Genomic DNA, 26,449 nt, shown 5'->3' on the forward strand with positions numbered 1-26,449 from the left:
ACAGGCCCTTTAGTGTAAGCTGTCGTCGCATCATCAGAGGAGCGCCCCATGGACCGAGTCCCCAGTGATACCATCTATAGCCTGACCCTGGACGGCCGGGGGGGGCAGCAGCCGCTGCCGGTGGGAGCCGACCTGCCTGCCGGTGCGCCGGCCTGGGTGCACCTCGACTACGGCAACCCTGAGTCTGCCCGCTGGTTGATGCACACCCCCTTACTGGGGGAGGCGGCGCGCGAGGCTCTGCTCGGCCAGAGCAGCCGCCCCAAGCTGGTTAAGCTGGGGGAGACCATATTGCTGATCCTGCGCGGGGTGAACCACAACCAGGGACAGCGCCCGGAGGAGATGGTGGCTCTTCGCATCTTCATCACTCCCGACCTCATCATCAGCAGCCGCCGTCGTCCTCTGCTGTCGGAGAAGGACGTGTTCGATTCGCTGCAACTGGCGGCGGGGCCTGCCAACCCGGCCGACTGGCTGGTGGAGGTGTGTGACGCCCTGACCGATCGGGCCGGTGAATTTGTCGAGGACCTGCACGACGAGATACTGACGCTCGAGGAGTTGGTACTCTCGCGGGAGATGCCCGGCAATGGGCACCTCGGCCGCATCCGCAAACAGCTCATCCTGATCCGCCGCTACCTCTCGCCACAACGGGATCTGGTGGCGCGCCTGGCGAACGAGAAGATCGGTTGGCTCGATGAGGATGACAGGCGCCGCCTGCTCGACATCGCCGACCGGTTGCGCCGCTGGCTCGATGACCTGGATGCCGGGATTGCCCGTACCGCCGTGCTGGCGGACGAGGTCAATAACCTGATGGCGGAGGCGACCAACCGCCGCGCCTATCAGATGTCGGTGATGGCGCTCTTGTTCCTGCCCGCCTCCTTCCTCACCGGTCTGTTTGGCATCAATCTGGGGGGCATGCCCGGAGCCGAGAGCCCGACCGCCTTCTGGGTCTTCTGTTCTGCCTTGCTGGTGATGGGTGGGATGCTCGCGGTCTGGCTCAAGTTACGGCGTTGGTGGTAGGAGAATGCGATGAGTATCTGGAGTGCCTTTGGCCTGACGCTGGCCCTGGTGGCCGCCCACCTGCTGCTGCGCCGCCTCATTCACCGCAGCCTGATGGCCATCGGCCAGGCGCGCCAGGTGAGTGAAAACCGGGTGCTCTACGTGGAGCACGTGTTCCACTTCCTGCTCGGTTGCGCCACCCTGCTGGTACTGGCCGGGGTGTGGGGGCTCGATTTTGCCCGGCTGGTGGTGCTTGCCTCCTCCTTCTTTGCGGTGCTGGGGGTGGCCATGGTGGCCCAGTGGTCGATCCTCTCCAACATCACCGCCAGCATCACCATCTTCTTCGCCTTTCCCTATCGCATCGGCGATCGCATTCGCATCCTCGACAAGGACGACTCGGTGACCGGCGTCATCAGTGAGATCGGCCTCTTCTATGTGCGCCTGCGCGACGACAACGGTGACAGCGTCACCTACCCGGCCAACCTGATCCTGCAAAAGCCGGTACGCAAGCTCGAGGGGCGTGAGTCCGCCACTCAGCCCGAATAAGACAAGGCTCCCGACGGGAGCCTTGGTGCCTCAGCGCTCGAAGAAGCGGTAGAGGTGATCCTCCTGGACCGGGCAGTCGGCCACCTTGTGAATGTGGGCGCGGGCCTCGTCTGCCGAACCAAAGCAGAGGGGGCAACCCAGCGTATCGGTCAGTTCGAACAGGGTCCCCTCCTCGTCACGAAACTCCACCTGCCAACCGGGCAGTGCCGTCTCATGGATGATCTCGGCCTCATGCAGCCGTCCCTGCTGGTAGAGTGCACGCAGTTCACTTGCAGTCATCTTGTTCTCCTTCCCTTGGCGACACCCTTTGAGTGTAGCGAGCGCCGTCTGACGGTGGTCAACAGGGAGGGGGCCGCACTGTCCTCAAATATTGCCAATCAATCGCTCCCTGGCCCAGTGCAGCCGAATGAAGATCTCGGCGTCGCCACCCCGGTCCGGATGGTGGGCCAGGGCCAGCTCACGCCAGCGGCGTCGGATCTGCAGGCGGTCGGCATCCTCGCCCAATCCCAGCAGGGCCAGCGCCTCGCGGCGCTCCGTTTCGCTCGGCTCGGTGGCGACCCGGCGCCAGAAATCGCTGAGCAGGGCCTCGACCTCGGCTGCGCCGGTCTGCCAGCAGTGGCGCCAGTCGAGGTAGTAATCGCGCAGGGCCGAGTCGGTCACGGGAAGATGGGCCGTCAGGGGCAGTAGCCGGATGTCGAGGCTGTCGAGTTGCAGGTACCACCCCGCGGCGGCCAGCTCCCCCTGCAGGGTGTAGAGGGCGTTCATCAGGGCGAAGTTGCAACGGAACAGGAACAGATCGCCCTCTGCCTCCAGGGCCGGCAGTTCACCGGCGTTCTTGAGGTCTGCATAGAGCTCGTGGATCTTCCAGCGCACCTCGGGGCGGCGCAGGCGCGCCAGCACCGCCAGCTTGAGTCGGTTGCCTGTCATGTCTCCTCCCGTGCCGGTTGCAGTGCGATGACCAGATCCCCGGCTTGGGGCGTGACAGGCTCATCACTGGTGACGATGCGTGGCCCCTTGCCCGGCGTGAGCACGAACAGGGGCAGGGCGCCCGGATTGGCCGCCTGGTAGGCGGCCCAGTCGAAGGTGTCGGAGAGGCGGGTCCCCTTGACCTGGCCACCGCGCCCCAGCATGCCACCGAGACGGGCGAAGGTGATGTCGGATCCGAACAGGTTCTGGCGAGCGCGAAAGGTGGTGCTCTCCCGGTTGGCCTTGCCGTGCTGCTCGCTCGAGCGCAGGGAGAAGACCTTCTCCTCCCCCAGCTGGTGGGCGAAGTGCAGCACCCCGAGGGCGTTGTTGTGGCGATCCGGCGACAGGGCCAGCACTGTGCTGAGGCTGGTGAGCGGCAGGTGGCGCTCGGCGTGCTCCGACTGGGGGGCGCCGAAGTAGCAGGGCAGGTTGCTCATGCGTGCCAGCTTGCAGTGTTCCCAGGCCGGATCGGTCAGGTGCACGCTCACCCCCTGATCGGCCAGGGCGCGGGCGATGGCACGCGCCACCGAGTTGGCCCCTATGATGAGCCAGGTGTCCGGCTCTTTCTGGCGCTGACCGAGCAGGGCCGCCAGCGGGGTGGCGGTGAGGCTTTGCAGCACCACGGTGGCGATGATGACGGCGAACACCAGGGGGACCAGCTTGTCGGCGTCGGGGACGCCGGCCTGCTCCAGGCTCAGGGCGAAGGTGGAGCCCACCGCCGCCGCGACTATGCCGCGCGGGGCGATCCAGCCGAGCAGGGCACGCGCGCGCCAGGAGAGATCGGAGCCCAGGGTCGAGACCAGGATGCAGAGGGGGCGGGCCACCAGCTGCACCACCAGCAGCAACGCCAGCACCATGGGACCCATGGCCCACAGCTGGGCCAGATCGAGTCGTGCCGCCAGCAGGATGAAGAGCGACGAGATGAGGATGACGGCCAGATCCTCCTTGAAGGTGAGCACCTCCTCCAGATCCAGCCCCTCCTGATTGGCCAGCCAGATGCCGAACACGGTCACCGCCAGTAGCCCCGACTCGTGACCGAGCCAGTTGGAGAGGGTGAAGCTGGCGAGCACCAGGGCCAGCACCCCGAACTTGTGCAGGCTGACCGGCAGCCAGTCCTTTCGGATCAGCAGGGTGGTGAGCCAGCCTGCCGCCACCCCTATGATGCTGCCGATGGCGACCGTCTTGACCAGGGCCAGCAGGGTGTGGCCAACCAGATTCCCCTGGCTGCCGAGCATGATGGCCTCGAACACCAGCACTGCGAACAGGGCGCCGATGGGATCGATGACGATCCCCTCCCAGCGCAGGATGCGATCCACCTCCTTGACCGGGCGGATCACGTTGAGCATGGGGGCGATCACGGTCGGCCCGGTCACCACCAGCACGGCCCCGAGCAGCAGGGCTACCCGCAGATCCAGCCCGAGCAGGCCATAGCCGGCACCGGCGATGACGGCGAAGCTCGCCAGCATGCCGGTGGAGCAGAGGTTACGCACCACCTTGCCGATCCCCTTGAGTTCGGCCAGATGCAGGGTCAGCGCCCCTTCGAACAGGATCACTGCCACCGAGAGGGAGACCAGGGGGAACAGCAGATCCCCGAGCAGGGCGTCGGGGTCGAGCAGGCCACCGACCGGCCCCAGCAGCAGGCCGGTGAGCAGCAGAAACAGGATGGCCGGCAGGCGCAAGGCCCAGGCCAGCCACTGAGCCAGCACCGACACCAGGGCGATGCCGGCGAGAACGAGAGCTGTCATATGGACTCCAAATGAAGATGCTTCACTAGCCTACCCGCCTCGCGGGTTGGGCTGTCAATCACAATGCTGAACCGAAACTGACGAAAGAGTGAAACGAATCGCGCTGTCCGCTGTCATAGTGCCGTAACGATAACGACCAGAGCCCCAGGACGGGGCATGTCAGGCAACTCAGGAATTCTATGTCTCGGATGAAAAACTGGATGGGGCCCTTCTGGCCCGTTGGCGGCTTTGCGCTCTTCTCACTCTTGGCACTGGCGGCCAGCCGGTTTGGTCTGGCGCTCTGGCAATCGGAGCGCGTCTCGGCCGTCGATGGCTGGTGGCCCGTCATGCTGCAGGGAAGCCGGGTCGATGTGGCCACCCTCTGCTGGCTGTGGGGCGTGCCCCTGCTCTTCACCGTGCTGCTCGGCGGTAACCATCTTGTGGGTCGCCTCTGGCGCGTCCTGCTGCGTCTGTGGTTGACCCTGGGGTTGTGGCTGCTGCTGTTTCTCGAGCTGGCCACCCCGGCCTTCATCGAGGAGTACGGTTTTCGCCCGAACCGCCTGTTCGTCGAGTACCTCATCTATCCGAAGGAAGTGCTCGCCATGCTGTGGAGTGGGCGCCCCCTCGAGCTGATCGCGAGCGTGCTGGCGACCCTGCTGTTGCTGGCTGCTGGCTGGTGGGCCTCGGGTCGTCTGACCCGCGACATGCCCATGCCGCGCTGGTACTGGCGTCCGCTGCTGGCGGTGCTGGTGTTGGGGCTGGCCATTCTGGGGGGGCGTTCCACCCTGGGTCACCGCGCCCTCAACCCGGCTCTGGTGGCCTTCTCCACCGATCCGCTGATCAACACCCTGCCCCTTAACTCCGGTTATTCGGTGGTGTTCGCCCTCAAGCAGCTTGGCAATGAGGAGGACCCGAGCCGGTACTATGGCAAGCTGCCTGCCGAGCGAGTGATTGCCCTGATGCGCGAGCAGAGCGGTCGCGGTGCTCGCGACTTCGTCTCGGGCGAGATTCCCTCCCTCTCGCGCAACCTGGCCAGCTATCAGGGCAAGCCGAAGAACCTGGTGATCATCTTGCAAGAGAGCCTGGGTGCGCGCTTCGTCGGCTCCCTCGGTGGTCTGCCGCTGACCCCCAACATCGACGCCCTGAGCCAACAGGGCTGGGCGTTTGAGCAACTCTATGCCACCGGCACCCGCTCGGTGCGTGGCATTGAAGCTGTGGTGGCCGGCTTTACCCCGACCCCGGCCCAGGCCGTGGTCAAGCTCGACAAGAGCCAGACCGGCTTCTTCACCCTGGCCGAGCTGCTGCGCGAGCGGGGTTATGACACCAGCTTCATGTATGGGGGCGAGAGCCACTTCGACAACATGCGCAGCTTCTTCCTCGGTAACGGCTTCTCGCACATCGTCGAGCAGAAGGATTTCAAGGATGCCGCATTCATCGGCTCCTGGGGTGCCAGCGATGAAGATCTGATGCGCAAGGCCAACAGCGAGTTCACCCGGCTGCATCAGGAGGGCAAGCCCTTCTTCAGCCTGGTGTTCAGCTCGAGCAACCATGATCCCTTCGAGTTCCCGGATGGGCGTATCGAGCTCTACGAGCAGCCCAAGGCGACCCGCAACAACGCCGCCAAGTATGCCGACTACGCGGTGGGCGAGTTCTTCAAGGCGGCCAAACAGGCCCCCTACTGGAAGGACACCCTGTTCCTGGTCATCGCCGATCACGACAGCCGGGTCGGCGGTGCCGATCTGGTGCCCATCCCCCGCTTCCGCGTCCCCGGCATCATTCTCGGGGAAGGGGTGGCTCCGCGTCGCGACAAGCGGGTGGTGAGCCAGATCGACATGGGACCGACCCTGCTCTCCCTGATGGGCATCAGCGCCGACTACCCCATGCTGGGACGGGATCTGACCCGCATGCCGGATGACTGGCCGGGCCGAGCCCTGATGCAATACGACAAGAACTTCGCCCTGATGGAGGGGAACCAGGTGGTGATCCTGCAACCCGAGCAGGCCGCCCAGGGCTTCGCCTATGATCCCGTGGGGGAACGCCTCACCACCACAGAGCAGAGCGCCGCCTTCAAGGAGCGGGCGCTCGGTTGGTCCCTGTGGAGCGCGCTGGCCTATCAGCAGGGGCTCTACCGCCTGCCTGAGCCGGCTGGCAACGCGAAAGGATAACGAGAGGGGGCCTGGCCCCCTCTCTCATTGCGCTAGTCTGCCCATTCGGTGCGATCCCGCCCCGTCGTCTTGGCCCGATAGAGGGCGGCATCGGTGCGCCGGAAGAGTTGATCCAGCGTCTCGCCCTCGCCCTGCAACCCTACCCCCAGGCTGACGCGAAGAGGGCTGCCATCGTCCAGCAGTATGTCCCGGGTTGCCAGACGAAGGCGCTCGGCCAGCGCCAGTAACGCCGCCCGTTCACCTGCCGGCAGCAGCAGTGCGAACTCTTCTCCCCCGATGCGGGCCGCCAGTGCGCCGGACGGGCAATGCTCGCGCAGCAGTGCGCCGAAGCTGCGCAATACCCGATCGCCGCAGGCGTGGCCGAAGCGATCATTGATGGCCTTGAAGTGATCCAGATCGAGCAGCAGCAGGGCCTGGCCGTGCTCTTCCTGGCGCTCGCCGAGGCTGCGGCGATTGGGGAGACCGGTGAGCTCGTCACAATGGGCAAGGGCATTGAGCCGAGCATGGATCTCGGCCACATAACTCATGGTGCGCAAGAGACCGAGGGTACTTACCAGCATGCCGATGTTGCTCAGCATATCCTCGGCAAAGGTGGCGATCCCGAGAGGCTGCGCCACCACCTCATCGAGCAGATCGAAGGTGGAGCCGAGCAGCCAGATCCCGATACCGGCGTTGAGCAGGTGATAGGCCTGGCGTTGCAGCTGGGCACACTGCACCACCCAGAACATGAAGAGCAGGATCAGCCAGGTGAGTAGTTCGAAGGCAAAACTGGTCAGATTCATGCGCTCAGCGTTCAAGTGCGGCAGCAGGGTCAGATGCAGGAAGGGGAGCAGCAGCATGGCTCCCAGCAGGAGGGCCAGGCTGCGGCGCCGGGTGGGGTCAAGGTGGCGCAGGCGAGCGGGACGGATATCGAAATGGAGAAGGGGCATCAGTCACCTGGCTGGTTTGCGGCTATTACCGACAAGCCTATCGCAACGACGCCCGCTTGGGAGAGCCGCATAGCACAAAGCCGGGTTGGAGCACTGGCGATGCCCTCGGTGAGTGACCGCCAGGCGACGTGACTCAAGACTTCACACCGACCACACAAAACCACATCGGATCTTCATGGGGGTGGGGATAATAGGGGCATCTCCATCACGAGGAATCCAAGATGAAACAGATGACACTGCGCCACACCGGGCTGGTGCTGCTGACCAGCCTGTGTGGCGGTGCCTTGGCGGCCGAAGGCGATGCCCTCAAGCGCGCGGTGGATGGCGCTGTGCGCCCCCTGATGAAGGAACATCGCATCCCCGGCATGGCGGTGGCGGTGCTGGCGGATGGCCGCATGAACTTCTTCAACTACGGGGTGACCTCCCTGGCCGATCCCAGGCCGGTGACCAAGGGCACCCTGTTTGAGCTGGGCTCGGTGAGCAAGACCTTCACCGGCCTGCTCGGTGCCTACCTGGTCGCCGAGGGGCGTTTCGCCTATGACGATCCGGTCAGCCGCCACATGCCGGCACTGGCCGGCAGCGCCTTCGATCGCATTACTATGGTCCAGGCGGCCACCTACAGCGCCGGTGGCCTACCCCTGCAGTTCCCCGATGCGGTGCAGGATGAGGCCGGCATGCTGGCGTACTTTCGCGATTGGAAGCCGGGCCACCCGGCCGGCTCGGTGCGCCAGTACTCCAACCCCAGCATAGGCCTGTTCGGCAACGTCGCTGCCCGCAGCGCCGGCGCGCCGTTTGCCACTCTGATGGAGCAGACCCTGTTGCCGCGCCTTGGCCTGAGCGACACCTATCTGACGGTGCCGGCTGCCGCCATGGGGCGCTACGCCTTCGGCCACTCCGCCGAAGACCAGACGGTGCGGGTCAGCCCCGGTATGTTCGACGCCGAGGCCTATGGCATCAAGAGCAGCAGCGCCGATCTGCTGCGCTATCTGGAGGCGTTCGGCCGCGCCCCCGCCGACCCGGCCCTGGGCAAGGCGATGGTCGACGTGCAGCAGCCGCGCTATCGGGTTGGCCCCATGCAACAGGGGCTGGGTTGGGAGGTCTACTCCTACCCGGTGAGCCGCCAGGATCTGCTGGCCGGCAATGCCCGCGAGGTGAGCTTCGGAGTGCAGCCGGCCGGTCCGATGACCCCCATCGAGGGGCCGCGCCTCATCAACAAGACCGGCTCCACCGGGGGCTTTGGCGCCTACCTGCTGGCGGTGCCGGAGCGAGGCATCGGCATAGTGCTGCTGGCCAACCGCAACTACCCGATCCCGGCGCGGGTCGATACCGCCTACACCATCCTCGAGGTGGTGCAGGGCAAACAGCCGTAATGGAAAGGGAGCCGTTGGCTCCCTTTTCTCATGGCGCCGTGAGGGATGTTTTACCATGCAAAAAAAGCCGGCAACTTGCCGGCTTTCTCACTTAGGCGAGCGAGGGGCGCGGTTATTCCGCGGTCACCCTGCTCTCGGCCGCAGGCTCAGGGCTGGGGCGCTTGAAGAGACGGCGCAGAGAGCGCTGCGCCGGGCGCTCGATATAGCGATAGCTACACCAGGAGAGGCCCCACAGCAGCAGCATGACGAGGGTGACCACCGCCAGGGTGGTGAGGGGGTCGGTCACCCGATACCAGGCTTCAACCGTCTCGGGGGCCAGGTAGTGCAGTAGCTCAAGCCCGGCCAGCAGCAGTACGGCGTGCCACAGGTAGATGGAGTAGGAGAGATCCCCCATCAGGCGGGTGAAACGGTTCTCCAGCAGCAGAAAACCTGTGGTTTCACGTTCCGTCTGGCTGGCCGCGAACCAGACCAGCGCCACGAAAGAGAACAGCACTGCCATCGTCAACAAGGGCGTCAGGGTGAAGTGCATCAGCAGCAGCGGCACCAGGAACAGGATTCCGAGCAGCAGATCGGAGCGGGCAATGGGCCGCAGCTGGGTGGCCTGCACGGGGCGCAACAGCCAGACGCCGATGACAAAACCGGCCACCCCGCGGCCCACGGCGGGGGCTCCGCTGGTGAGATCTATGGTGCCGTGCTGGAACACCAGGGCGGCGAGCAGGCCCAAGGCAGCCAGCGGCGCCAGTACCGACCAGCGGTTGTGGGTCAGGGCCAGCGGCAGCAGCAACGGGAAGAGCAGGTAGCTAACCCACTCCACGCTGAGGGACCAGGCGGCGAAGTTCCAGGTCAGGCCGAAACCGGCCGGAGCCTGCATCAGGAGCAGGCTGCTCGGCAGCGCCGCCGCCGGCGTGAAGAGAGACTCGAAGGCCGGAGCCCCTTCGAACCCCCATTCCCTGAACAGTGGGCCGGCGTAGAAGCCGACCTGATGGGCCTGTTTGAACAGCTCCCAGCCGATCAGCACCACCATGGTGGTGATGAAGAGGGGATAGACCCGGGTCAGGCGCAGCCAGAGGAAGCGCGGGATGCGCACCTGCTTGGTCGCCATGGTGCGGGCATAGACATGGGCCATGACCAGGCCGCTCAGGATGAAGAAGAGATCCACCCAGAGGTAACCGTTCTCGATGAGTTGGGTGACGCCGGCGATGGGCTCTTTCCATTGAGGAAAGAGCAGTAGCCGGCCGTGGAACAGCACCACCATGCAGGCGGCAAAGCCGCGCAGCGGCCCCAGAAGCGGGAGTTGTTTGACTGCCATACGGACTCCTTGTCCAGTGAGGCCCAAGGGCCCAAAGCAGAGATCTGCACCTGCTCCGAGGTGGCCATGCATCGCCATCTCTCTTCAATCGGTTGGGTTGTGGTCGATTGTTATTTTTCGGAGCAAATGAAGTTTACAGGGGATGGTCGGGATTCAAAGGGTGCCTTGCTCAAGATGCGAGCAGGGTCACGCTGTTGCATGAAATATCGACAGTGCGGAAAAGGGAGCCCCGCCGCAGCGGGGCAAGGCTCTTATAGCAGGAAGAGGGTGGCGAGGCCGAGGAAGATGAAGAAGCCGCCGGTGTCGGTGAGGGCGGTGATCATGACGCTGGAGCCGAGGGCCGGGTCGCGGCCGAGGCGATGCATGGTCAGGGGGATCAGCACTCCCATCAGGGCCGCCACCAGCAGGTTGAGCACCATGGCGAGCGTCATCACGGCGCCGAGGGCGGGATCCTGATAGAGCAGGAAGGTGACCCCGCCCATGATGCCCCCCCAGATCAAGCCGTTGATCAGCGCTACCCCCAGCTCGCGCAGCAGCAGGAAGGAGAGGTTGCCGCTCTGGAGCTGCGCCAGGGCCAGGGCTCGCACTATCATGGTGATGGTCTGGTTGCCCGTGTTGCCGCCGATGCCGGCGACGATAGGCATCAGGGCCGCCAGCGCCACCAGCTGGGAGATGGTGTGCTCGAACAGGCCGATCACCCGGGAGGCGATAAACGCCGTGCAGAGGTTGATGGCGAGCCAGGCCCAGCGGTTCTTCACCGCCTGGCCGACCGGGGCATAGAGGTCTTCCTCTTCGCTCAGACCCCCCATGCGGCGCAGATCGGTGTCGCTCTCTTCAAACACCAGATCCACCACCTCCTCGACCGTGAGGCGACCCATCAGCTTGCCTTTGGCGTCCACCACGGCCGCCGAGATGAGGTTGTCCCGCTCGAAGGTGCGTGCGGCCGCCTCGTCGTTCTCCTCCGGATCGAAGGTCACAGGATCCTGCGCCATCACGGCGCTTACCCTGGTACCCGGTTTGTGGAGTAGCACTGTGGTGAGGGGCAGCTCGCCGAGCAGGTGGTTGCGCCGGTCGATGACGAACAGCTTGTCGGTGTTGGCCGGCACCTTGCCACGCAGGCGCAGGTAGCGCTGCACCGTGGCCAGGGTGACATCGGGGCGCACCGTCACCAGCTCGAAGTCCATCATGGCACCGACCGTGTGCTTGCCGTAGCTGATGACCTCGCGCACCCGCTCCCGGTCGGCCGGGGCCATGGTGGTGAGCAGCCGGCCCATCAGGTTGCGCGGCAGGTACTGGCCCAGGTAGATCTGATCGTCGATGTCGAGGGTGCGCAGGGCTCGTAGCAGCGCCTTGTCGCTCATGTCGCTGATGAGGCTGTCCCACACCGTCTCCGAGGCTTCCACCAACACCTGGCCACGCTTGTCCACCGCCACCAGGGCCCACAGGGCGTGGCGCTCGTCCGGGGGCAGGGATTCCAGCGCATCGGCGAGATCCGGTGCCGGTAGGCGGTCGACCAGCTCGATTAGCTCGCTGGTCTGGTCTTGCAGGAGGGCGCTCGGCGGCTGGCTCGGGTCGAGCAGGCTGTCGGTGAGGGCATCGTCGTCCAGCAGCAGGGAGAAGATGCGGCCGCGATCCTGCTCGCGCTGGCGGGCGCTGTTCATGGGGAGAGACATGGAGGGATTCCTGAGGGCAGCTCTATGGGCCATAGGATACCAGACCCGGCGGCCCTTGCGCGAAGCGGGGCGGGATAGAAAAAACGCCTCTCGAGGGAGGCGTTGGCGGGGGGATGGGCTCTGTCAGATCCGTAGCAGGTGTGGCGCGCTCTGGAGTGGCGCGTGCGCCTCGGGCGGGGCGAGACGGGACTCGGCATCGTCGATGAAACGCTCCAGCCAGGCTTCGAGCTCCCCCTGGTCGAGCAGCGCCAGCGCGTGCTGCGACCACAGCACGGCCTGGCCATCCAGGGAACCCTGCACGTGGGCCGGCCACTGGGCCCCGAACAGGTTGTCGCTGGGGGGCAGGTGGACGCCCAGCTCACAGTAGAGTTGCAGCCACTGCTCCTGATAGCAGCCGATCATCACCTGCAGGCGTCCGTCGACCAGCAGGGTGTAGACACCCTCTTCGCTGGGATGGGCGGCGATCCCCAGGCGATCAAACAGTCCCTCGACCAGTTCGCGATAGGTTGGGTGGCTCATGCGTCAGCCCTCTTGAAGTTGTAGACCTCGAACTCTTGCCCCAGTCCGATCTCCAGCTTGTATTTGGAACCCGGCCAGAAGGCGTCAGTAAACCAGTTTTTAAACTGTTCCTTGTCAGGGAAGTGGAACTCGCCGAAGTTGGGATCGAAGAAGGTGACCCCCTGTTGCTCGTCCACGTGGGCTGCCACTGTGTGGGCGGCCATCTTGCCTGAGAAACTGATCTTCTTGTACTCGGAGCCCTCGCCCGAGGTATCCAAGATGGCGGCAACCAGTCGGTCTGTGCCTTGTGCCCCGGTCTGGCCAGAGACGGGGGGCATCGGATAACCCGACTTGTTCATCCGCGGTGCGAGGTTGTGATCTTTAAGCCAGTTGCTGGTGACCCGCGCTTGGTCGACGTCCTCCTGCATGCCGTCCATCTGCAACTGCTTGATGGAGACCAGGGTGTCGATCTGGAACTGTCCCTTCTGGCCGCCGGTATAGAGCTGGTTGAACAGGCTCTCGCCCTTGGCGTGGCTGCTGATCCAGTGGGCCGAGATGGACTCACACACACCGCCCGACGTATCACCGTGTTTCATGATCTCGCCGAGGAAGGCGCCCTTGGTCTGGGCAAACTTGAAGGTGACGCTGCCGCCATGCTGGGGGACCGAGTCGCGGACGGTACCGAGGAACATGCGTACGCCGAGGTGGATCAAGCGATCCTTGATCATGCCAAAGCGGAAGGCGCTGGTCGGGTTGGGCTTGCCGTCGCTGGTCAGCTGGCGATCCAGCAGGGAGCGCCCCGGCAGGTTACGCTGCACGGCGGCGGAGAAGCGGGCCAGCAGCCCAGGGCGAGGGGTGGCTCCTTGCAGATCCCGTTTGGCCAAGGGGCCGTCGTGTTGTGGGGTCTCCGCCTTGGTGGCGGGGGCTGCTGTCGTGGTGGCCGCGCTGTGTAGCGGCTGGCTGTTAGGGGTGATTTTCATCATCGATACCCGTGATTGGCTGCCTGTTGTCAGGGGGGTGATGATAGCGGTCACCCGGTAGGGCTGGCTGTCAGCCAAGGGGGCAGTTTTTAACACTATTGGGCGTGACCGCGGTGGGCCAACGGGGTCCGGGTGACGTGGTCAAACGTCAGAGGCGATTGCTGTGACGCGCCAGGTTATTAGCCCCATGAGGCTGGGCAAGGCAGCTTGCCCCTGCTAGGGTGAGCCCAAACTGATCAAGGAGTGAGTCTCTATGCGTCTGCTTCGAACCGGTGCCTTGCTGGCCAGCCACCTGTTGGTGGGGGTGGCCGGTTTTGCCGGCGGTATTTATATGTTGCCCATACTGACGGCGCCGCCGGCACCGAGCGTCGAGCAGGTGACCTCGGCGCAGGCAGAGGGGCGCTTTCGTGGCGTCTTTCGCCGGGATCTGCAAGACAGCGATCGCCTTCACTGGGGTGAGGGAGAGGTGACCCTAGGGCGCGATGCCATCACCCTGATGGGGCGGCTCGCCCCCGGCCCCGACTACCAGCTCTATCTCTCCCCGGCATTTGTCGAGACCGAGGCCGACTTTGCCCGCCTCAAGGCGCAGATGGTGCGGGTTGGGCCGGTGAAGACCTTTGACAACTTTATCGTTCCTCTCCCGCCGGCGATCGATCCGGCTCGCTACACCAGCGTCATCATCTGGTGCGAGAGTTTCGGTCAGTTCATCACGGCCGCTCGCTACCGGGAGTGATGCCCGGCGCTCTGGTGACTCTTGCGAAGAGCGCGCCGGAAGACGGCCTCGCCTGGCGACCCCTGGTGATTGGCCCGAGTGATGGTCTTGAGGCCGGGGCGACACTTTCCCCCGGACAGGGTCTGCGGATGTGGATAGTAACAGACCAGGATCACAAAGCTGGCGTCGCCGCTGGGGAGGCGACAGGGAGTCTGCTTATAATGACGCCAGTCCTGAGGGAGAGGGAGTCATGGCAAGGAGAGGATGCCGCTGGTTGTTGGCGGTGTGGCTGGCGTGGTGTGGTCAGGTGTGGGGCGATCCCTTGCTTCCTTTGGCAGATTGGCTGAGCGGCGACTTCAGCAGCAAGATCCAGGCGGCCGAAGATCGCCGCTTTGAAGCCGCCGACTTGCATGGTCGCACCATCTGGCCCCGCAGTGGGCCTGGTTATTGGTTTTATCTGGAGCAGAGTCTCGCCTCTCGTCCCGCCCATCCCTTTCGTCAGCGAATCTTCCATCTTACCGACGCCGGCCACGGCGAGTTGCTGATGGTCGAGTACACCATGCCCAAGGCAACCGACTTCGCCGGAGCCTGGCGCGAACCGGCCAAGTTGCACACCCTGACTCAGGATCAGCTCTCGCGACGCGTCGGCTGTGAACTGCGCCTGCGTCGACTCCCCTCAGGTGACTACGAGGGGCGCAACGCGATCGGCCAGTGTCCCACCAACTTCGCCGGGGCCGATACTCTGGTGCAGTACATCTGGGTCGGCCCCGGGCATATCCGCCTGCTCGATCGCGCCTATGACCAACAGGGAACCCTGCGCTGGGGCAGTCCGGGCGAGGGCTATGTCTATCTGCGCGTGACCCCCTGAGTCAGGTCATCATGGGGCCAGAGGCAGCAGACTCCAGAGTATCGAGAGGCTGACGGCGCCAAACAGCAGGCCGGTGATCAGGTTGACGGTGCGCTGTGCCCCTGTGATGAGGCGTCTGGCCCGCCCGGTGGTGAGGCCCCAGGCCAGCAGCAGAAACCAGACAAGCGACAGGGCAAACAGCTCCAGCGCCAGTAGCAGTCGTGTGCCCATCTCGACTTCCGGGGTCACCATGGCCGCCAGCATCCCCATGAAGAAGAGCAGCGCCTTGGGGTTTAGCAGATTGGTGGCTATCCCCTGACGCATTCCTCGCAACAGATCTCCTTCCGCCGCCGCTGAGGCCGTTATCTCAGCCGGGGCATTCTGGCGGACTGACTTGAGCGCACCCCAAGCCATCTTGCCCAGATAGAGGGCGCCGGCCAGTTTCACCACCACAAACAGTAGCGGGGCGCTCGCGATCAGCAGACTGATACCGGTCAGACTCAAGATGGCGTGCAGCAGTATGGCCAGCGAGATGCCGAGCGCGGCGCCGACGGCCAGAGGGCGATGCTGGCAGCTGCGCAGGATCAGGGCCACATCCGGGCCGGGGCTGGCGAGGGCGACCAGATGCAGGGCGCCCAGAGTGAGAAACAGTGAGCCGTACATGGGCATCTCCATCGATCTATCGTGTCCCCAGTCTCTCTTGGGACGGGCTGCCCGGCTTGTAATCTATTGCACTTTCTTCAGGGGGGGCGCAGGCGTGAGCCCCGCATCTGATCGCGATAGCGGGCCGGGGTCACGCCGTAGGCTTGGGCGAAGCCACGGTGAAAATGGCTCTGATCGAAGAAGCCGACCGCCAGCGCCGTCTCGCTCGGCGCCATCCCTTCCGTCAACAGTCGCTTGCCCTGCTCGAGTCGCAGCCGTTTGAGCCAGGCGTAGGGCGTCATGCCGGTGCGTTTCTTAAATTGGCGCAGAAAGGCGAAGCGATCGAGCCCTACCCGGGCGGCGAGCTCGTCCAGGGTGTGGCGTTGGTCCAGGGTGGCGAGCAGCTGCTCGCGCAGGAAGCGCAGCTGGGGATCTGCCAGGGCATGCACCTGAGCCGGCAGGGCGAACAGCCCTGCCAGCAGCTCGAGCAAGAGCCCTTCGGCAAACAGGGGGTCAGCCTTCCCGTGTTCCAGGCTGGCGTGCAACCTTGCAAAGCCCTGATAGAGGTCGGGGCGCTGCATCAGGGGGGCGGCGAAGAAGCGTTCGCCACCGGGCAGCAGACGCCGGATGAGATCGGGTGGCAGTGAGAAGACCCGCACCTCGTAGCCCTCCGGTAGCAGGCTGATGCCATCGTGCATCTCATCCGGATTGACGGTGGAGAGGCATCCCTCGACCAGCAGGTGGCTACTTCCCTTGTGAATGAACTTCTGCCCACCCTGCTGCACCAGCCCGACGTGGTAGTCGAGATGGACGTGGCGGCCGTAGCTGAACTCCCGATGATGGGCGCGGCACAGCTCGACCCCGGGAAGCAGGGGCGATTGCCAGTAGTGGATAGTGGAGGCGGTGCTCATGATGCCATTGATAGCGCAAAGCGGGCGGCGGTGCTTGTAAAAAATTGCGGCTAGAGCCCCTCGAAGGTGTGGCGGATGGCGGCGAAGGCGTCGGGAAAGAAGGAGGCGAAGGCGCGGATCTTGCGGCTCTGCTTGTAGCCGGGATGGTAGAGCAGCCAGATCTCCCCCTGGCGCCTGGGCTCGTGCCCCGGCAGGCGGACCAGCTCGCCCAGGGGCGCGGCCAGGAAACAGGGCAGCTCGGCAGCCCCCATGCCGCTTTGCACCGCCGCCAGCCGGCCTGTGGTCGAGGGGATGATGGCGGCCTGGCGCAGCGCGTAGTCGGCCATGGGGGCCGGCGGCTCGCCGCCGTCGCCCAGCCAGTCGAGGCGGCGGTCCGGGCCCGGCAGTAGATCGCGCCGCACGTAGCAGGCGGCGTGGTAGTCGCACAGCTTGCGCCCGACCAGGTGGTGGGCCGGCTTGACGGTGGCGCGGATGGCGATGTCCACCTCCTGGCGCGTGACGCTGAGCAGGTCGTTGGAGACCACCAGATTCAGCCGCAGGTCCGGATTGGTGTCCTGGAAGCGCTTGAGCACCGACATCATGGTGCGGCCCGCCAGGGCGGGGGGCAGGGTCAGGGTCAGGGTGCCGGACAGGCGCTCTCCCTCCTCGTCCAGCAGGGCGTTGATCGCCTGCCAGTGCTGTTCGACCGCGATGGCGTGGCTGAGCAACCGCTGGCCCTGGCGTGTCAGGTTGTAGCCGGTGGCGGTGCGATCCAGCAAGCGGGTGTCGCCGCTGGCCTCCAGCGCCGCCAGGCGGCGCGAGACGGTGGAATGGTTCACGCCCAGCTGATCGGCGGCGCCGCTGATGGAGCCGGACCTGGCCACCGCCAGGAAATAGAGCAGGTCATCCAGGTGTCGCATCTGCAAAACTGCACAGTCCGAGTGCGATTAGCACGAATGTTATTGAGTGAATCGATTCTATAACATGCCGGCTCTGTTTGGATATGCCCAGTCTGCCACCGCCGGACCTGGTGATCCGGCCCAGGGACGAGGTGATAGGGGACGCCCGCTATCCGGAATTACGGGAAATGGTCGAGCGGGAATATCAATCCAACCATGATTACCGGGATGAAATAGACAGGACCATATTGACGTTTCTCCAGCGCAGGGTGAAGGTCGATCCCGAATCCTGCCTCATCACCCACTTCCATAAATGCCGCAATTATCTGCTGGAAGAATGCCCGGCCATCATGCCCCTGTGGGCCGAACAGGGATATGACTTCATCGTCTACCCGCAGCCCATGACGGCGGCCATGGCGGCCACCCATCACCGCTTCGTGGCCAAGAAGAAGATGGACAAGGCGAATTGGCTCTCGCTGCGGTTCAAACGCACGGGCGGTTCGTCTGCGACCAATCATCCGATCAATTAAGGAAAGAGCAATGCAGGAAAAGAATAACTGGCTGGCCCTATTCGGGGTCGGCCTCGCCAGCTTCCTGGGCTGCGTCGACTTCACCATAGTCAACACGGCCCTGCCCGACATCCAGCAGCAGCTGGGAGGGAGCTTCACCCAGCTGCAATGGGTGATGAATATCTTCGTCATCGCCCTCTCCGCCGTGATGATCACCATGGGACGCATGGGGGACATATTGGGCCACCGTCGGATCTTCTACTCCGGGCTGTTGGTGTTCGCCCTGGCCTCCCTGCTGGCCGGCATGGCCGATAGCCTGCCGCTGCTGATCGCCGGCCGATTGTTCCAGGGGCTGGCCTGCGCCGTCTTGTTCACCAACTCCGGCGCCTTGGTGGCCCACGCCTTCCCCGCCTCGCAGCAGGGGCGGGCCCTCGGCATGCTGTTCGGCATCAACGGCTTCGGCCTGGCCATCGGCCCCTTCCTGGGAGGGGTGATCGTCGCCTGGGCCGGCTGGCGCTGGGTGTTTCTGATCAACATCCCCATCGTCGCCCTCTCGATCCTGGTCTGCCTGCGGGCCCTGGGCTCGGGCCTGCACACCCCGGTCAAGACCCGCATCGACGTGATCGGCTCTGTGCTGCTCACCCTGCTGCTGGCCTGCGTGGCCCTGGTGTTCGTGCAGGGCGGCCAATGGGGTTGGGCGTCCGCGCCCACCCTGGCTCTGATCGCCCTGGCGGTGGGGCTGGCCCTGACCTTCTACTGGGTCGAGCGCCGGGTCGAGCATCCCATACTGGATCTCGGCATACTGTCGCGCCGCCCCTTTTTCTGCTCCGCCGTCGCCAGTTTCACCCTGGGTGCCTTCTATTGCCTGGCCTTCTTCTTGATGCCCCTGTATCTGGATCTGGTGCTGGATCTCAAGGGGCTGATGCTGGGGGTCATGCTGCTGCCGACCACGGCCGGTGTCGCCCTCATCTCCCCCTTCGTCGGCCGCTGGTGCGAACGCTGGGGCACCCGTCCCCTTATTCTGCTGGGGCTGGGCCTGTTCGTTGTGTCGGCCCTGATGCAGTCGGCCTTCGCCGTGCGCTCCGAGCCGGCCTTCGTGCTGCTGGCTTTCCTGGCCATGGGCCTGGGCTGGGGCTGCATCCTGAGTCCGTCCACCACGGCGGCCGTCATGTCGTTGCCCCGCGAATACACGGGGGCGGCGGTCGGCACCCTGGGCAGCGTGCAGAACATAGGGGGATCGCTGGGCCTGACCCTGGGCATCTACCTGTTCAACACCCGTTTCGCCGCTACCCTGAGCGGGGAGGCCACCCAGGGGCTGGACGGCATCGGCCAGTTGCCCGCGTCCCTGAGCCGCAGCCATGGGATCAGCCTGGACCAAGCCCATCTCCAGGTGCAGCACATGTTCCTCGGCGCCTACGGGGTGACCATGATTGCGCTGGCCGGTCTGTCCCTGCTCGCCATGTGCTACCTGGCGCTGCGCATGGAAAACCGCCGCGAGCATGTGGCGGTGGCCAGCCACCCCTGAGCTGCGCGCAGCAAAAAGGCCCGTCAGGGCCTTTTTAGTTGGGTGTCGCGCCTTAGCGGGTGACGGGGGCTGTCGACTTGCGGCCGCTACGCAGCCCGTCGAGGCTAAACAGCACCAGGGCGCTCCAGATGCAGGCGAAGGTGACGGTCTTGTCGATGAGCAGGGGCTCGCCGTACTGGGTCACCGCCAGAATAAACATCAGGCTCGGCCCTATGTACTGGAAGAAGCCCAGGGTCGAGAGCTTGAGGCGGGTGGCGGCGGCGGTGAAGCAGAGCAGCGGCACCGTCGTCACCAGGCCGGCGGCGATCAGCAGCAGGTTGAGGCTGGCGGGGTTGGCGCCCAGGTGGCTGGTCGGGCTGTCGGCGATGCCCCACAGGTAGATGGCGGCGGCCGGCAACATGATCAGGGTCTCCAGCAGCAGGCCGGTGAGGGCGTCGAGGGCCAGTTTCTTGCGGATGAGACCGTAGAAGGCGAAGGTCGAAGCCAGCACTAGGGCGATCCAGGGCAATGAGCCGAAGGCCACCAGCTGTACCACGACCCCGAGGGCGGCCAGGGCCACCGCGGCCCACTGCAGACGGCGCAGCCGCTCGCCGAGGAACCATAGCCCCAGCACCACGTTGAACAGGGGGTTGATGTAGTAACCCAGGCTGGCATCGAGCATGTGGCCGTTGTTGATGGCCCAGATGAAGAGCAGCCAGTTGCCCCCGACCAGGGTCGAGGTGAGGGTGAGCAGCGCGAGCTGGCGCGGTCGCTTGAGCACCGCCTGTACCCGGGGCCACTGGCGCTTGAGCAGCACCAACACCAGCAGCAACACGAAGGACCAGATGACGCGGTGGGTCAGGATCTCGCCGGCGGGAACCTGGCTAATCAGCTTGAAGTAGATGGGGGCCAGACCCCACAGGGTGTAGGCCGAGAGGGCAAAGATCACGCCCTGGCGCTGGGTAGGAGATTGCATGTGTGAGTGACGCCTTGTTGTTATCGGTGATGAAGATCACAAAACGTCAGTGTAGCGGGAGTGTTAACCGGAAAGAAGGGGGTCAGCCGCCGCGACGGATATTGGTGACATCCTTGAGCAGCCAGAGCATCAGGGCGATGGCGGAGATCCAGGGGCCCCAGGTGACATAGGCCTCACCCTGCCCGAATGCGTAGAAGAGCAGGGGCAGACCGATGACCAGAAACAGCACACTTCCCATGAAAAACAGCATTTTTCTATTAAATATAAAGAGTTGCCACACTGATGATTATATCGATTGAGCCCCCTCTGGGAAGGGAAAAATGAAAAAAGGGGGATATCCCCCCTTTTATGGCCCTGGCGTCCTCTTCTGTGGTGCTAGTCGAGTTGAATCCAGGTGCTTTTCAGCTCGGTATACTTCTCGAGGGCGTGGAGGGACTTGTCGCGACCATTGCCCGACTGCTTGTAGCCGCCAAACGGCATGGTCATGTCGCCGCCGTCCCAGTTATTGACGAAGACGGTACCGGCGCGCAGGGCGCGTGAGCTCTTGATCGCCTTGTTGACGTCCGAGGTCCATACCGCCGCGGCGAGGCCATAACAGGTGTCGTTGCCGAGTTGGATCGCCTCTTCCAGGGTGTCGAAACCGGTGATGGCGAGCACGGGGCCGAAGATCTCCTCGCGGAAGATGCGCATCCGGGGAGTCACGTCATCGAAGATGGTGGGTGTGATATAGAAGCCGCCGCTGTGCTGATGGCAACGTTCGCCCCCCAGCAGCAGGGTGGCGCCCTCCTCCTTACCCGAGGCGATGTAGCAGAGCACCTGCTCCATCTGCAGGCCGTCGACCATGGCGCCGATGCGGGTCTCCGGATCCAGCGGGTTCTGGCTCACCCACTCGCGGGCATACTCCACCACCCTGGCCACAAATTCGGCCTTGATGCTGTTTTGCACCAGCAGACGCGAGGCGGCGGTGCACACCTCGCCCTGGTTATAGAAGATGGCGGCGGCGGCGGTGCGGGCGGCCAGCTCGAGGTCCGGTGCGTCGGCCAGCACTATATTGGGGCTCTTGCCACCGCACTCCATAAAGGCGCGCTTGAGGTTGGACTTGCCCGAGCATTCCACCAGGTGTTTGCCGATCCGGGTCGAGCCGGTGAAGGTGATGCAGTCGACATCCATGTGCATGGCCAGCGCCTCACCCACAGTGTGGCCAAAGCCCGGCAGCACGTTGAAGACGCCGTCGGGGATCCCTGCCTCCTTGGCCAGCCCGGCGATGCGGATGGCGGTGAGGGGGGATTTCTCCGAGGGCTTGAGGATCACCGAGTTGCCGGTGGCCAGTGCCGGCCCGAGCTTCCAGCAGGCCATCACCAGGGGGAAGTTCCACGGCACTATGGCGGCGACTATGCCCAGCGGCTCGCGGGTCACCAGGGCCAGGGCCCCCTCTTCGACCGGCGCCACCTCGTCGTAGATCTTGTCGATCGCCTCGCCGTTCCAGGCGATACAGTTGGCGGCGGCCGGGGCGTCGTAGCTGATGGCGTCACCTATGGGTTTACCCATGTCGAGGGATTCGAGCAGGGCGAGCTCTTCCACGTGCTCACGCATCAGGGCGGCGAAGCGCTGCAGCACCAGCTTGCGCTGCTTGGGCGACTGACCTGCCCAGCGGCGATCGTCGAAGGCGCGGCGGGCGGCCTGCACTGCCCGCTCGGCATCCATGGCGTCACAGGCGGCCACCTTGGCCAGCAGGCGACCGTTGGCCGGATTGATGCAGTCGAGAGTGGCGCCCGAGCTGGCGTCAACATAAGCGCCGTCAATGAAGGCGCGGGCCTCGATCTTCAGGGTGGCGGCGCGTTGTTCCCAGTCGGCCAGGGTGAGGGTGGTCATGTTCGCTCCTTGAACGGGTGGCTCACGATTGCATCACTATGCTAAACATCCATGGCGAAGTAAATCGTGGTTGTAACAATTTCTTAAACACTATTAGAAGCTGGCCGGGCTGTTGGCCGAGATCAGCACGCACTCCTGATCCCCGGCGTTGCGAAAACGGTGCGGAGTGCGGCTATCGAAGTAGTAGCCATCCCCGGGTTGCAGCAGATAGACCTGCTCTCCCACCGTGACCTCGGCGTTGCCGGCGATGACGATGCCGCACTCTTCACCCTCATGGCTCAGCATCTCGGCGCCGGTATCGGCTCCGGGGGGCAATATCTCCTTGAGCATACCGATGGTGCGGTTGGCACGGCTATGGCCTACCAGGCGGTAGCTGATGGGGTGGGAGCCGAGATCGGGCATCTCGTCGGCGCGAAAGATCACCTCGGTATCCATCTCTGTCTCGTCGGTGAAGAAGTTGGCCAGCGACATGGGGATCCCCTCCAGCACCTTGCGCAGGGAGGCGACCGAGGGGCTGACCTGATTCTTCTCTATCTGGGAGATGAAGCCGTTGGTTACTCCCGAGCGCTTGGCCAACTCGCGCTGGGAGAGCCCAGCCCTGGTGCGTACCGCCTTGAGGCGATTGCCGATATCCATCGATTGAGACTCCCTCTGTTGCTTTGCTGTTTACTATTGTTGTATTTGTGTTAATTATCTTATACCACCCGCATGGGTAGGAACCAATAAGTCGGGGGCGAATCTTCTCCCCTTTTTCAGGCTTCAGGTGTTTAATTTAATACCCGCTAGTTGCAGATAACTAAACACCTTAGGACGAGGTGATCATGAAACCTGTTAACGAGATACAGACGCCCCAGGATCTCTCCGCCTTCTGGATGCCTTTCACCGCCAACCAGCAGTTCAAGGCGGCGCCACGCATCCTCTCGTCGGCGAAGGGAGTGCATTATTACTCAGAGGACGGTCGCAAGATACTGGATGGCACCGCCGGCCTCTGGTGCTGCAATGCCGGCCACGGTCGTCGGGAGATCGCTGAGGCCGTATCGGCCCAGATCGGCCATCTCGACTTCGCACCGACGTTCCAGATGGGGCATCCGCTGCCGTTCGAGCTGGCCGATCGGCTGGTGGAGATAGCGCCGCCCGGCTTCAAGCACGTCTTCTATACCAACTCGGGATCCGAGTCGGTCGATACGGCCCTCAAGATCGCCCTGGCCTGGCAGCGGGCTCGCGGTGAGGGGACCCGCACCCGCCTCATCGGCCGCGAGCGCGGCTACCACGGGGTGGGCTTTGGCGGCATCTCGGTCGGCGGCATTCCGGGCAACCGCAAGTGGTTCGGCTCACTGCTGCCGGGGGTCGATCACCTGCCGCACACCCTCGACATCGCCCGCAACGCCTTCACCCGTGGCCTGCCAAACGAGTGCCCGGTGCTTGCCGATGAGCTGGAGAAGCTGGTGTTTCTGCACGATGCCAGCAACATTGCCGCCGTCATCGTTGAGCCTATCGCAGGCAGCACAGGCGTCATCATGCCGCCCAAGGGTTACCTCAAGCGGCTGCGCGAGATCTGCACCAAGCACGGTATTCTGCTCATCTTCGACGAGGTGATCACCGGCTTCGGCCGCCTCGGCTCGCCGTTTGCCGCCCAGGAGTTCGACGTGCAGCCGGACATGATCACCTGCGCCAAGGGGCTCACCAACGGAGCCATCCCCATGGGGGCTGTGCTGGTGCAGGGGCACATCTACGACGACATGATGGCGGCCGGCAAGGGGGCCATCGAGCTGTTCCACGGTTACACCTACTCGGGCCACCCGGTGGCGGCGGCGGCGGGGTTGGCGACCCTGGAGATCTACCGGCAGGAGCAACTGCTGACCCGGGCGCGCGACATGGCGGGCTACTGGGAGGAGGCGGTACACGCCCTGCGCGGCTGCAAGCACGTCAAAGACATTCGCAACTACGGTCTGGTGGCGGGGATCGAGCTCGAGCCCATGGTCGGAGCGCCTGGCAAGCGCGCCTATGAGGTGTTTGTACGCTGCTTTGAGAAGGGGGCACTGATCCGGGTCACCGGCGACATCATCGCCCTCTCGCCGCCCCTCATCATAGAGCGCGAGCACATCGATCAGCTGTTCAACCTGCTACAGGACACCCTGCAGGCCCAGGCCTGACATCACGGAGGATGCATGACCATCTTGGGTAACTTTATCGACGGCCGTCACTGCGCGAGCCACAGCGGGCGCGTGGCCCCCATCCACAATCCGGCCAGCGGTGATGAGACAGGGAGGGTGGCCCTGGCCTCGGCGGCCGAGTGTGCCGAGGCGATTGCCGTGGCCGAACGGGCCTTCCCCGCCTGGGCCCAGACCCCGCCGCTGGTGCGGGCGCGGGTGATGTTCCGCTTCAAGGCCCTGGTGGAGGCGCAGCGCGACGAACTGGCGGCCCTCATCACCCGCGAGCACGGCAAGGTGCTGAGCGACGCCCAGGGAGAGCTGACCCGTGGGCTGGAGGTGGTGGAGTTCGCCTGCGGTATTCCCCACCTGCAGAAGGGGGAGCACTCCCAGAACGTGGGGCGCGGGGTCGACAGCTGGTCCCTGATGCAGCCGCTCGGGGTATGTGCCGGCATCACGCCGTTCAACTTCCCGGCCATGGTGCCCATGTGGATGTTCCCGGTGGCGCTGGCTTGCGGCAACAGCTTCGTGCTCAAGCCGTCGGAGAAAGATCCCGGCCTCTCACTGCGCCTGGCCGAGCTGCTCAAGGAGGCCGGCCTGCCGGACGGGGTGTTCAACGTCATCAACGGTGACAAGGAGGCGGTCGATGTGCTGCTGACCGACCCGCGGGTACAGGCAGTGTCGTTTGTCGGCTCGACCCCGATTGCCGAATACATCTATGCCACCGCCTCGGCCCACGGCAAGCGGGTGCAGGCGCTGGGCGGTGCCAAGAACCACATGGTGGTGATGCCGGACGCCGACCTCGACGGAGCGGTAAGCGCCCTGATGGGTGCGGCCTACGGGGCGGCTGGCGAGCGTTGCATGGCCATCTCGGTGGCGGTGGCGGTCGGTGACGCCGTGGCCGATGCCCTGGTGGCCCGGCTCACCCCGCTGGTGGCGAATCTGCGGGTCGGGCCCGGGCTCGGCGTCACCCCGGAGAACGAGATGGGGCCCCTCATCAGTCGGGAGCACCTGGCGCGGGTGCGCGGTTACGTGGATCAGGGGGTGGCCGAGGGGGCCGAGCTGGTGGTCGATGGCCGCCCGGTCGGTCACGGCGAGGGTTACTTCATCGGCGGCTGCCTGTTTGATCGCGTAACCCCGGCCATGCGGGTTTACCGGGAGGAGATCTTCGGCCCCGTACTCTGCGTGGTGCGGGTGCCCGACTACGAGACGGCGCTGGACCTCATCAACGACCACGAGTACGGCAACGGTACCGCCATCTTCACCGCCGATGGCCAGTCGGCGCGCGACTTCATCCAGCGGGTGCAGGTCGGCATGGTGGGGGTCAATGTGCCAATCCCGGTGCCCATGGCCTTCCACAGCTTCGGCGGCTGGAAGCGCTCCCTGTTTGGGCCGCTTCACATGCACGGGCCGGACGGGGTACGCTTCTACACCCGCATGAAGACGGTGACCGCGCGTTGGCCCGAGGGGGAGCGCCAGGGGGCCAGCTTCGTCATGCCTACCATGAAGTGAAACAAGGAGCGTATCGGATGAAATTGGGGATCCTCGACTGTGACCGGCTCGATGCCGACTATGCCGAACGTTTCGGCCGCGTCTATTCGGAGATGTTCATCGCCGGATTCCGGGCCCTGCAGCCTGATCTGACTTTCTCGGTCTGGGCCGCCTGCGATGGCGAGCTGCCCGGGGATCTCCACGAATGCGATGCCTGGCTCATCACAGGGTCGCGTCACGATGCCTACAGTGATCTGCCCTGGGTGGTGGTCCTGCGCGAGTGGATAGTGCGGGCCGACGCCGCCGGGGTGCCCCTGGCCGGTGTCTGCTTTGGCCACCAGGCCATCGCCCAGGCGCTCGGCGGGGCGGTGAACAAGTCGGCCAAGGGGTGGGGGCTCGGGGTCGCCGTCAATCCGGTGCTGGCCGAGCGCGACTGGATGGTGCCGAACGTGCCGCAGATCCGGGTCCTGGCGAGTCATCAGGATCAGGTGGAGTCTCTGCCGCCGGGTGCGCTGCGCCTGGCGGGCAACGATTTTTGCCCCAACTTCATGTTCCAGCACGGGGAGCACGTGGTGGCCATCCAGGGGCATCCCGAGTTCTCGGTGGAGTACGACCGCGCCCTCATCGAGAAGCGTCGCGAGAGCCTCGGCGAGGCACGTTATCAGGCCTGCCTCGCGACCCTGGAGCAGGGGGTCGACTCGACCCTGGTGCTGCGCTGGATCCTGCAGTTTCTCGGCCTGCTGACCCCGGTCGGAGTGGGGCTCTTGTGAAGCGGTTTGTCACTAAACCGGGCCGAATGCTAGA

Annotated in this window: 26 protein-coding genes; 11 read left to right on the plus strand and 15 right to left on the minus strand. The window is 64.7% G+C overall.

Annotated features, from left to right (window positions below; all coding sequences use genetic code 11):
* Nucleotides 1–48: 48 nt before the first annotated feature.
* Together zntB and BN1121_RS04345 are read left to right on the plus strand one after the other, a co-directional pair.
* On the plus strand, nucleotides 49–1,014 hold the full coding sequence (gene zntB, locus BN1121_RS04340) for a zinc transporter ZntB (protein WP_005351235.1): 966 nt from the start codon (nucleotides 49–51) through the stop codon (nucleotides 1,012–1,014).
* 9 nt (nucleotides 1,015–1,023) lie between these two features.
* On the plus strand, nucleotides 1,024–1,539 hold the full coding sequence (locus tag BN1121_RS04345; RefSeq protein WP_005351239.1) for a mechanosensitive ion channel domain-containing protein: 516 nt from the start codon (nucleotides 1,024–1,026) through the stop codon (nucleotides 1,537–1,539).
* A 30-nt stretch (nucleotides 1,540–1,569) separates the two neighbouring features.
* Here BN1121_RS04345 and BN1121_RS04350 read toward each other — a convergent pair whose 3' ends face one another.
* From BN1121_RS04350 to BN1121_RS04360, 3 genes are all read right to left on the minus strand, one after another.
* Entirely contained in the window at nucleotides 1,570–1,818 is a 249-nt protein-coding gene (locus BN1121_RS04350; protein ID WP_005351242.1) for a hypothetical protein, read from the minus strand.
* Nucleotides 1,819–1,902: 84 nt separating this feature from the next.
* Nucleotides 1,903–2,466, minus strand: a complete 564-nt coding sequence (locus BN1121_RS04355) for a DNA-J related domain-containing protein (RefSeq protein WP_005351244.1) — start codon at nucleotides 2,464–2,466, stop codon at nucleotides 1,903–1,905.
* Entirely contained in the window at nucleotides 2,463–4,250 is a 1,788-nt protein-coding gene (locus BN1121_RS04360; RefSeq protein WP_005351246.1) for a cation:proton antiporter, read from the minus strand. Before BN1121_RS04360 ends, BN1121_RS04355 begins: the two co-directional genes overlap by 4 nt.
* A 179-nt stretch (nucleotides 4,251–4,429) precedes the next feature.
* Between BN1121_RS04360 and BN1121_RS04365 the strand changes: the two genes are divergently transcribed.
* Nucleotides 4,430–6,394, plus strand: a complete 1,965-nt coding sequence (locus tag BN1121_RS04365) for an LTA synthase family protein (RefSeq protein ID WP_043157363.1) — start codon at nucleotides 4,430–4,432, stop codon at nucleotides 6,392–6,394.
* 32 nt (nucleotides 6,395–6,426) lie between these two features.
* On the opposite strand, the gene BN1121_RS04370 is transcribed toward BN1121_RS04365, so the two are convergent.
* Nucleotides 6,427–7,323 carry a GGDEF domain-containing protein gene (locus BN1121_RS04370; RefSeq protein ID WP_043157364.1) on the minus strand — a complete coding sequence of 299 codons (897 nt, stop codon included), beginning with the start codon at nucleotides 7,321–7,323 and terminating at the stop codon, nucleotides 6,427–6,429.
* 221 nt (nucleotides 7,324–7,544) lie between these two features.
* On the opposite strand from BN1121_RS04370, the gene ampC reads away from it, so the two are divergent.
* Nucleotides 7,545–8,693: a class C beta-lactamase gene (gene ampC, locus BN1121_RS04375; RefSeq protein ID WP_005351255.1), complete on the plus strand. Its 1,149-nt coding sequence runs from the start codon at nucleotides 7,545–7,547 to the stop codon at nucleotides 8,691–8,693.
* Between the two features lie 112 nt (nucleotides 8,694–8,805).
* Here ampC and BN1121_RS04380 read toward each other — a convergent pair whose 3' ends face one another.
* The 4 genes from BN1121_RS04380 to BN1121_RS04395 form a co-directional block, all read right to left on the minus strand.
* Nucleotides 8,806–10,002 (minus strand): acyltransferase family protein, encoded by a 1,197-nt coding sequence (locus BN1121_RS04380; protein WP_005351258.1) that lies wholly within the window; start codon nucleotides 10,000–10,002, stop codon nucleotides 8,806–8,808.
* Between the two features lie 251 nt (nucleotides 10,003–10,253).
* Nucleotides 10,254–11,675 carry a magnesium transporter gene (gene mgtE / locus BN1121_RS04385; RefSeq protein WP_005351261.1) on the minus strand — a complete coding sequence of 474 codons (1,422 nt, stop codon included), beginning with the start codon at nucleotides 11,673–11,675 and terminating at the stop codon, nucleotides 10,254–10,256.
* A gap of 123 nt (nucleotides 11,676–11,798) precedes the next feature.
* A complete protein-coding gene (locus BN1121_RS04390) occupies nucleotides 11,799–12,194 on the minus strand; it encodes a CesT family type III secretion system chaperone (protein WP_005351263.1) in 396 nt (131 codons plus the stop codon).
* Nucleotides 12,191–13,153 carry a YopT-type cysteine protease domain-containing protein gene (locus BN1121_RS04395; RefSeq protein WP_005351265.1) on the minus strand — a complete coding sequence of 321 codons (963 nt, stop codon included), beginning with the start codon at nucleotides 13,151–13,153 and terminating at the stop codon, nucleotides 12,191–12,193. Before BN1121_RS04395 ends, BN1121_RS04390 begins: the two co-directional genes overlap by 4 nt.
* Before the next feature lie 253 nt (nucleotides 13,154–13,406).
* On the opposite strand from BN1121_RS04395, the gene BN1121_RS04400 reads away from it, so the two are divergent.
* Complete coding sequence (locus BN1121_RS04400; protein ID WP_005351266.1) at nucleotides 13,407–13,886, plus strand: DM13 domain-containing protein; 480 nt, start codon at nucleotides 13,407–13,409, stop codon at nucleotides 13,884–13,886.
* A gap of 229 nt (nucleotides 13,887–14,115) precedes the next feature.
* Nucleotides 14,116–14,733, plus strand: coding sequence for a chromophore lyase CpcT/CpeT (locus BN1121_RS04405; RefSeq protein WP_152424659.1), 618 nt, complete (start codon nucleotides 14,116–14,118; stop codon nucleotides 14,731–14,733).
* Nucleotides 14,734–14,742: 9 nt separating this feature from the next.
* Here the strand turns inward: BN1121_RS04405 and BN1121_RS04410 are convergent, their stop codons facing one another.
* The 3 genes from BN1121_RS04410 to BN1121_RS04420 form a co-directional block, all read right to left on the minus strand.
* Nucleotides 14,743–15,375: a LysE family translocator gene (locus BN1121_RS04410; RefSeq protein WP_005351283.1), complete on the minus strand. Its 633-nt coding sequence runs from the start codon at nucleotides 15,373–15,375 to the stop codon at nucleotides 14,743–14,745.
* Between the two features lie 77 nt (nucleotides 15,376–15,452).
* Nucleotides 15,453–16,265, minus strand: coding sequence for an AraC family transcriptional regulator (locus BN1121_RS04415; RefSeq protein ID WP_005351285.1), 813 nt, complete (start codon nucleotides 16,263–16,265; stop codon nucleotides 15,453–15,455).
* Nucleotides 16,266–16,315: 50 nt separating this feature from the next.
* Nucleotides 16,316–17,164 (minus strand): LysR family transcriptional regulator, encoded by an 849-nt coding sequence (locus BN1121_RS04420; RefSeq protein WP_005351288.1) that lies wholly within the window; start codon nucleotides 17,162–17,164, stop codon nucleotides 16,316–16,318.
* A gap of 167 nt (nucleotides 17,165–17,331) precedes the next feature.
* Between BN1121_RS04420 and BN1121_RS04425 the strand changes: the two genes are divergently transcribed.
* Together BN1121_RS04425 and BN1121_RS04430 are read left to right on the plus strand one after the other, a co-directional pair.
* A complete protein-coding gene (locus BN1121_RS04425) occupies nucleotides 17,332–17,673 on the plus strand; it encodes a hypothetical protein (RefSeq protein WP_005351289.1) in 342 nt (113 codons plus the stop codon).
* Nucleotides 17,674–17,683: 10 nt separating this feature from the next.
* Nucleotides 17,684–19,177 (plus strand): MFS transporter, encoded by a 1,494-nt coding sequence (locus tag BN1121_RS04430; protein WP_005351291.1) that lies wholly within the window; start codon nucleotides 17,684–17,686, stop codon nucleotides 19,175–19,177.
* Nucleotides 19,178–19,229: 52 nt separating this feature from the next.
* Here the strand turns inward: BN1121_RS04430 and rarD are convergent, their stop codons facing one another.
* The 4 genes from rarD to BN1121_RS04445 form a co-directional block, all read right to left on the minus strand.
* Complete coding sequence (gene rarD, locus BN1121_RS04435; protein ID WP_005351293.1) at nucleotides 19,230–20,132, minus strand: EamA family transporter RarD; 903 nt, start codon at nucleotides 20,130–20,132, stop codon at nucleotides 19,230–19,232.
* A gap of 82 nt (nucleotides 20,133–20,214) precedes the next feature.
* Nucleotides 20,215–20,370: a hypothetical protein gene (locus BN1121_RS19905; protein WP_162531374.1), complete on the minus strand. Its 156-nt coding sequence runs from the start codon at nucleotides 20,368–20,370 to the stop codon at nucleotides 20,215–20,217.
* Nucleotides 20,371–20,507: 137 nt separating this feature from the next.
* Nucleotides 20,508–22,004, minus strand: a complete 1,497-nt coding sequence (locus BN1121_RS04440) for an aldehyde dehydrogenase (protein WP_005351299.1) — start codon at nucleotides 22,002–22,004, stop codon at nucleotides 20,508–20,510.
* 93 nt (nucleotides 22,005–22,097) lie between these two features.
* Nucleotides 22,098–22,640 (minus strand): cupin domain-containing protein, encoded by a 543-nt coding sequence (locus BN1121_RS04445; RefSeq protein WP_005351300.1) that lies wholly within the window; start codon nucleotides 22,638–22,640, stop codon nucleotides 22,098–22,100.
* Nucleotides 22,641–22,825: 185 nt separating this feature from the next.
* On the opposite strand from BN1121_RS04445, the gene aptA reads away from it, so the two are divergent.
* Genes aptA through BN1121_RS04460 form a run of 3 tightly spaced genes read left to right on the plus strand, consistent with a single transcriptional unit; the run spans nucleotide 22,826 to nucleotide 26,415 of the window.
* Nucleotides 22,826–24,157 (plus strand): omega-aminotransferase AptA, encoded by a 1,332-nt coding sequence (gene aptA, locus BN1121_RS04450; protein ID WP_005351302.1) that lies wholly within the window; start codon nucleotides 22,826–22,828, stop codon nucleotides 24,155–24,157.
* A gap of 15 nt (nucleotides 24,158–24,172) precedes the next feature.
* A complete protein-coding gene (locus tag BN1121_RS04455) occupies nucleotides 24,173–25,666 on the plus strand; it encodes a CoA-acylating methylmalonate-semialdehyde dehydrogenase (RefSeq protein ID WP_005351303.1) in 1,494 nt (497 codons plus the stop codon).
* Between the two features lie 17 nt (nucleotides 25,667–25,683).
* Entirely contained in the window at nucleotides 25,684–26,415 is a 732-nt protein-coding gene (locus BN1121_RS04460) for a glutamine amidotransferase-related protein (RefSeq protein WP_005351309.1), read from the plus strand.
* The last annotated feature ends 34 nt before the right edge of the window (nucleotides 26,416–26,449 follow it).

Origin of the sequence: Aeromonas diversa CDC 2478-85, from assembly GCF_000819805.1 — a bacterium.
Taxonomy (GTDB): Bacteria; Pseudomonadota; Gammaproteobacteria; order Enterobacterales; family Aeromonadaceae; genus Aeromonas; species Aeromonas diversa.